This is a genomic window from Kitasatospora sp. NPDC051705 (genome assembly GCF_044453265.1).
Classification (GTDB): Bacteria; Actinomycetota; Actinomycetes; order Streptomycetales; family Streptomycetaceae; genus Kitasatospora.
This window is the reverse complement of the sequence record NZ_JBITCO010000008.1, coordinates 101,692-107,691: the sequence shown is the minus strand read 5'-3', so window position 1 is coordinate 107,691 and position 6,000 is coordinate 101,692. Positions and strand designations below refer to the sequence as shown.

General features: G+C 70.6%; 5 protein-coding genes. 1 reads left to right on the top strand and 4 read right to left on the bottom strand.

Features of this window, described 5'->3' with window-relative positions:
• Positions 1–160: 160 nt before the first annotated feature.
• On the top strand, positions 161–1,873 hold the full coding sequence (locus tag ACIA8Q_RS13320; protein ID WP_360210798.1) for an ABC transporter family substrate-binding protein: 1,713 nt from the start codon (positions 161–163) through the stop codon (positions 1,871–1,873).
• Between the two features lie 93 nt (positions 1,874–1,966).
• Here the strand turns inward: ACIA8Q_RS13320 and ACIA8Q_RS13315 are convergent, their stop codons facing one another.
• The 4 genes from ACIA8Q_RS13315 to ACIA8Q_RS13300 all read right to left on the bottom strand — a co-directional run bounded on the left by ACIA8Q_RS13315 (position 1,967) and on the right by ACIA8Q_RS13300 (position 5,985).
• Entirely contained in the window at positions 1,967–2,986 is a 1,020-nt protein-coding gene (locus tag ACIA8Q_RS13315) for a dipeptide ABC transporter ATP-binding protein (protein ID WP_360210800.1), read from the bottom strand.
• Positions 2,979–4,028, bottom strand: a complete 1,050-nt coding sequence (locus ACIA8Q_RS13310; protein ID WP_396317222.1) for an ABC transporter ATP-binding protein — start codon at positions 4,026–4,028, stop codon at positions 2,979–2,981. The genes ACIA8Q_RS13315 and ACIA8Q_RS13310 overlap by 8 nt, the downstream gene beginning before the upstream one ends.
• 63 nt (positions 4,029–4,091) lie before the next feature.
• Positions 4,092–5,048: an ABC transporter permease gene (locus ACIA8Q_RS13305; RefSeq protein WP_360210802.1), complete on the bottom strand. Its 957-nt coding sequence runs from the start codon at positions 5,046–5,048 to the stop codon at positions 4,092–4,094.
• Positions 5,041–5,985: an ABC transporter permease gene (locus tag ACIA8Q_RS13300; protein WP_360210804.1), complete on the bottom strand. Its 945-nt coding sequence runs from the start codon at positions 5,983–5,985 to the stop codon at positions 5,041–5,043. The genes ACIA8Q_RS13305 and ACIA8Q_RS13300 overlap by 8 nt, the downstream gene beginning before the upstream one ends.
• Between the last annotated feature and the right edge of the window lie 15 nt (positions 5,986–6,000).

The following is a 6,000-nucleotide window of genomic DNA, read 5'->3' as shown; positions in this document are numbered from 1 at the left end:
CTTCAATTACCCCGCCGCCTGCCGCGGGGGGCCCCCCGTCCGGGGGCGGGCCGCCCCCCCCCGCGCGGGGGGCGGCCGCCCCGCCCCTCGACAACTCCACCTCCCGGTCAGCAAGATGTGACGCCACACCTTCCGCCACAGCCACCTCGGGAGCACGCCGATGAGCCGCCGCCTCCACCACCGGACGGCCGTACTCGCCGGTCTCACCGCCCTCTCCCTCTCGCTGGCGCTCTGTTCGTGTGCGTCCGGCCAGGGCGGCGGCTCCGCCGACGGGCTGCCGGCCGCCGGCACCCCCAAGCTGACCTCGATCGACGTCAACCCGCGTGACCGCGCCCAGCTGCGTCAGGGCGGCACCCTCAACCTGGCGATCGCGCAGTTCTCCCGGCAGTGGTCGCCGATCCACGCCGACGGCAGCGAGTCCTCGACGATCAGCGTCACCAAGCCCCTGCTGCCGACCTTCTTCCGCTCCGACGCGGCCGGCACCCAGACCGTCAACCCGGCCTACCTGCAGGACGCCCACGCGGAGCAGCGGGACGGCCGGCAGGTGGTCGTCTGGACGCTCAACCCGAAGGCCCACTGGTCCGACGGCACCCCGATCACGTGGCGCGACATCGAGGCCAACTGGCGCGCCCTGAACGGGAAGGACCCGGCCTACAAGTCGTCCAGCAGCACCGGCTTCGAGCTGGTCTCCTCGGTCGAGCGCGGCAAGGACGACTTCCAGGCCGTGATGACCTTCGACCGCCCGTTCTCCGAGTGGCAGTCGATGTTCAACGGCGCCGCCAACGCGCCGCTGCTGCCGGCGAGCCGGGTCGCCACCCCGGACCAGTTCAACTCCGCCTACCTGGACGCGATCCCGGTCACCGCCGGCCCGTTCAAGGTGGAGCAGCTGGACCGCGCCGCGCAGACCGTCACCCTGGTCGCCGACCCGGGCTGGTGGGGCGACAAGCCGGTGCTGGACCGGATCGTGTTCCACGCGATGCTGCCCAACGCCATGGCCGCCGCCTTCGCCAAGGGCGAGATCGACCTCTTCAACAACGGCCCCGACGTGGCCGGTTACCAGACGATCAGGAACACCAAGGGCGCCGCGGTGCGCCGGGCCGGCGGGCCGGACTTCCGCCAGTTCACGCTGAACGCCCGTACCCCGGCGCTCAGCGACGCGACCGTCCGCCAGGCCGTCTTCCAGGCGATCAACCGGGACGCCGTCATCCGCGCCGACCTCAACGGTCTGGACTGGCCCGCCGTCCCGCTCAACAACCACCTGCTGGTCGCCAACCAGAACGCGTACCGGGACAACTCCCTCGGCCTCAGCCGCTACGACCCCGCCGAGGCCGCCCGCAAGCTGGACGCGGCCGGCTGGAAGCTCGACGGCGACGTGCGGAAGAAGGACGGCCGCGAGCTGAACCTGCGGATGGTCATCCCGGCCGGCGTCACCCAGGCCCAGAACGAGGCCGCCACCACCACCAGGATGCTCAAGGACGTCGGCGTCAAGGTCACCACGGTGACCGCCGCCGCCAACGAGTTCTTCGACCGGTACGTCAACCGCGACGACTTCGACATCACCGCCTACTCGCTGCTCGGCACGCCCTTCCCCGCCAGCGGCAACCGCGCCAACTTCGTCCAGAACGGCGGCACCAACCACGTCGGCGCCGGCAGCCAGGCGGTGGACGCCGCCCTCGACCGGGCCGCCGCGGCACCGGACGCCGCCACCGCGTCCGAGGCGATCAACCAGGCCGACGGCGAACTGTGGAAGGTGGCCGGCGTGCTCCCGCTCTACCAGCGCCCGCAGCTGTACGGCGCCCGCGCCAACCTCGCCAACATCGGCGCGCAGGGGCTGTCCGACATCGTCTGGGAGAACGTCGGCTTCGAGCGCTGAGCCCGGCCGGGGCGGCCGACGCGCACACCGCCGGACCGGCCGGGCCCCGGGTGCCGTTCGCACCCGGAGCCCGGCCGCTCGCGCGGGCCGGCGTCAGCCCGTCCCGATCACGTCCCGGACCTCGGCGAAGTGGCAGGCCGCCTGGTGCGCGGCCGGGCCCTCCAGCAGCGCGGGCACCGCGAGCAGCGGGACCTCGGTGGAGCAGCGCTCCTCCGCCTTCCAGCAGCGGGTGCGGAAGCGGCAGCCCGACGGCGGGTTGGCCGGCGAGGGCAGGTCGCCGCTGAGCAGGATGCGCTCGCGCTGTTCCCGCCCGGTCGGGTCGGGCACCGGGACGGCCGACAGCAGGGCCTGGGTGTAGGGGTGCGTCGGGTAGGAGTAGATCTCCTCCTCCGTACCGATCTCGACCATCGTGCCGAGGTACATCACCCCGACCCGGTCGGAGATGTGCCGGACGATCGAGAGGTCGTGCGCGATGAACATGTAGGAGAGCCCGAAGTCGCCCTGCAGCTGCTCCAGCAGGTTGATCACCTGTGCCTGGACGGAGACGTCCAGGGCGGAGACCGGCTCGTCGCAGATGATCAGCTCCGGTTTGAGCGCGAGGCCGCGGGCGATGCCGATGCGCTGGCGCTGGCCGCCGGAGAACTGGTGCGGGTACCGGTTGATGTACTCCGGGTTCAGCCCGACCACGTCCAGCAGGTCCTGGACGGCCTTGCGGCGGTCCCCCTTCGGTGCCACCTCGGGGTGGATCTCGAAGGGCTCCCCGATGATGTCGCCGACCGTCATCCGCGGGTTCAGCGAGGTGTACGGGTCCTGGAACACCATCTGGATGTTCCGGCGCACCGCCTTCAGCCCGGCCCCGGACAGCCGGGTGATGTCCTCGCCCTTGAAGAGCACCCGGCCGGCCGTGGCCCGCTCCAGGTTCATCAGCACCTTGGCCAGCGTGGACTTCCCGCAGCCGGACTCGCCGACGATGCCGAGCGTCTCACCCTTCACCAGGTCGAAGCTGACCCCGTCGACCGCCTTCACCGCGCCGACCTGCCGCTTGAAGAGGATGCCCTGGGTCAGCGGGTAGTGCTTGACCAGGTCCCGGACCTCCAGGATCGGCTCAGCCATGGAGGGTCTCCTTCCAGAAGTGGCAGGCGCTGCGGCGGCCCGGCAGGTCGGCCCCGTCGGCGTCCAGCACCGGGACCAGCGCCGGGAGTTCGGTCAGGCAGCGGTCCCGCGCCCGGTCGCAGCGCGGGTTGAACGCGCAGCCCTGCGGGATCCGCAGCAGGCTCGGCGGCAGGCCCTTGATCGCGTAGAGGTCCTGGCCCTTCTGGTCCAGCCGCGGGATCGAGGTGAGCAGGCCGCGGGTGTACGGGTGCGCGGGCCGGGCGTAGAGCTCGTGCACCGGGGCGGTCTCGACGATCCTCCCCGCGTACATCACGGCGATCTTGTCCGCGACGTCGGCGACCACGCCGAGGTCGTGGGTGATCAGGATCAGCCCCATGTGGAACTCGTTCTGCAGCTCGGCGAGCAGGTCCATCACCTGGGCCTGGACGGTGACGTCCAGGGCGGTGGTGGGCTCGTCCGCGATGATCAGGTCGGGCTCCATGGAGAGCGCCATGGCGATCATGATGCGCTGGCGCATGCCGCCGGAGAACTGGTGCGGGAAGTCGCCGACGCGCTGCCTGGCGGCGGGGATGCGCACCCGCTCCATCAGCTCGACGGCCTTCTCCCGGGCCTCCTTGCGGGTGGCCCCCTGGTGCACCCGGAACATCTCGCCGAGCTGGTAGCCCACGCTGAGCACCGGGTTGAGCGAGGAGAGCGCGTCCTGGAAGATCATCGCGATCTTCCGGCCGCGCACCGCCCGCCGGGCCTTGGCGCCCATGGTCAGCAGGTCCTGACCGCGGAAGAGGATCCGGCCCGCCGTGATCCGCCCCGGCGGCATGTCGAGGATGCCCATGATCGCCTGCGCGGTCACCGACTTGCCCGAGCCGGACTCCCCCAGCACCGCCAGGGTCTCGCCGGCCGACACCGAGTAGCTCACCCCGTTGACGGCCTTGGCGACGCCGTCCCGGGTGTGGAACTCGATGTGCAGGTCGTCGACCTCCAGCAGCGGCGTGCCGGGCACCAGGTGCTCCCGTCCGCCGCCGATCACCTGGACCGCGTCCATCCGCGGCCCGCCGTCCCTGCTCCCGGACGGCTTCGTCAGGTCAGCCATGGTTCGCGGCCCTCCTCAGCGCAGTTTGGGGTCGAGGGCGTCGCGGACCGCGTCGCCGAGCATGATGAACGCCAGCACGGTGATGCTCAGCACGGCCGCCGGGAAGAGCAGCACGTGCGGGGCGTTCAGGAAGCGGGACTGGGCGTCGCTGATCATCAGGCCCCAGGAGATCGCCGGGGACTGGATGCCGATGCCCAGGTAGGACAGCGCCGCCTCGGCGCCGATGTAGACGCCGAGGTTGATGGTGGAGACCACGATCACCGGGGCCACCGCGTTCGGCAGGATGTGCCGGGTGACGATCCGCCGGGTGCCGGCCCCCAGCGCGCGGGCCGCGACGACGTAGTCGTTGTGCTTGTTGGAGATCACCGCCGAGCGCATCAGCCGGTAGATCTGCGGCCAGCCGAGCACCGCCATCACCGCCGAGACCGTCCAGGCGTTGCCCTTCTGCCAGGTCGACATGATGAGCATGCCGCCGAGCAGCAGCGGGATCGCGAAGAAGATCTCGGTGACCCGGGAGAGCAGGCTGTCCCAGAAGCCGGCCAGCCAGCCCGCCAGCAGACCGAGGGTCCCGCCGACCAGGACCACCAGCGAGGTGGTCAGGAGGCCGACGATGATCGAGTTGCGGGCGCCCCAGACCGTCCGGGTGTAGATGTCGCAGCCCTGGACGTCGAAGCCGAACCAGTGGTCGGCGCTGGGGCGCTTCAACGAGGAGGAGAGCTCGCAGAAGCCGGCCGAGTTCGGGTCCTGGTCGGTGAACAGCTGCGGGGCGACGGCCAGCGCCACCATGAACAGCACCAGCAGGCCGCCGATGATGAACAGCGGGTTGCGCCGTAGGTCGTACCAGGCGTCGGTCCAGAGACTGGCCACCCGCTCCTTGCCGGCCGCGGCCGGGGCGGCCGGGGCCGCGACGTCCCCGCCGGCCTGCGCGGGGATCGACACCTTCACGTCCTCGTGCTTCGTCGGCTCACTCATAGCGGATCCTCGGGTCAAGAACGGCGTAGAGCAGGTCGACCACCAGGTTGGTGAACAGGTAGACCATCACCAGGGCGCTCACCACGCCCACCACGATGGTCCGTTCGCGCAGGTAGACGGACTGGAACAGCTGGTGGCCGATCCCGGGGATGTTGAAGATGCCCTCGGTGATCACCGCCCCGCCCATCAGTCCGCCCAGGTCCATGCCGAGGAAGGTGATGATCGGGATCAGCGCGTTCCGGAGCCCGTGCCGCACCACCACCCGCACCGGACTCAGGCCCTTGGCCACCGCGGTGCGGACGTAGTCGGCCCGCATCACCTCGATCAGGCTGGTCCGGGTGAGCCTGGCGATGTACGCGAGCGAGGTGGACGCCAGCACGTAGGCCGGCACCAGGTACGAGCGGAACCCGGCGTCCTCGTTGAAGGAGACCGGGAAGAAGTCGATGCCGTAGTCGCGGTTGAGCTTCACCCCGAGCAGCAGCTGGAGCACGAAGCCGATCACGAAGGTCGGGATGGAGATGACCATCAGGGTCGAGATCAGCACCAGGTTGTCGATGAAGCGCCCGCGCCGCAGCGCGGCGACCACGCCGGCCACGATGCCGATGACCATCTCCACGCCCAGCGCGGTCAGCGCCAGGTTGATCGTGTACGGGAAGGCCCGCGTCATCACGTCGACCACCGCGTTGCCGCGGTAGTCCTCACCGAAGTCGCCCTTGAACAGCCCGATCAGGTAGTGCCAGTACTGGACGAAGAACGGGTCGTCCAGGTGGTACCGGTCGCGCAGGATCGCCACCACGGTGGGGTCCGCGCGCTTCTCACCGGCCAGCGCTTGGATGGGGTCGCCAGGCAGCAGGAAGACCAGTGCGTAGATCAGGAACGTCGCGCCGAGGATCACGGGTAGGGCCTGGATGACCCGGCGGACCACATAGCGGCCCATGCGGCCTCCTCACGG

Bases quoted from the DNA above. Each gene is read 5' to 3' on its own strand.
- ACIA8Q_RS13320 (WP_360210798.1), top strand. From the start codon at position 161: ATGAGCCGCCGCCTCCACCACCGGACGGCCGTACTCGCCGGTCTCACC.
- ACIA8Q_RS13315 (WP_360210800.1), bottom strand. From the start codon at position 2,986: ATGGCTGAGCCGATCCTGGAGGTCCGGGACCTGGTCAAGCACTACCCG.
- ACIA8Q_RS13310 (WP_396317222.1), bottom strand. From the start codon at position 4,028: ATGGACGCGGTCCAGGTGATCGGCGGCGGACGGGAGCACCTGGTGCCC.
- ACIA8Q_RS13305 (WP_360210802.1), bottom strand. From the start codon at position 5,048: ATGAGTGAGCCGACGAAGCACGAGGACGTGAAGGTGTCGATCCCCGCG.
- ACIA8Q_RS13300 (WP_360210804.1), bottom strand. From the start codon at position 5,985: ATGGGCCGCTATGTGGTCCGCCGGGTCATCCAGGCCCTACCCGTGATC.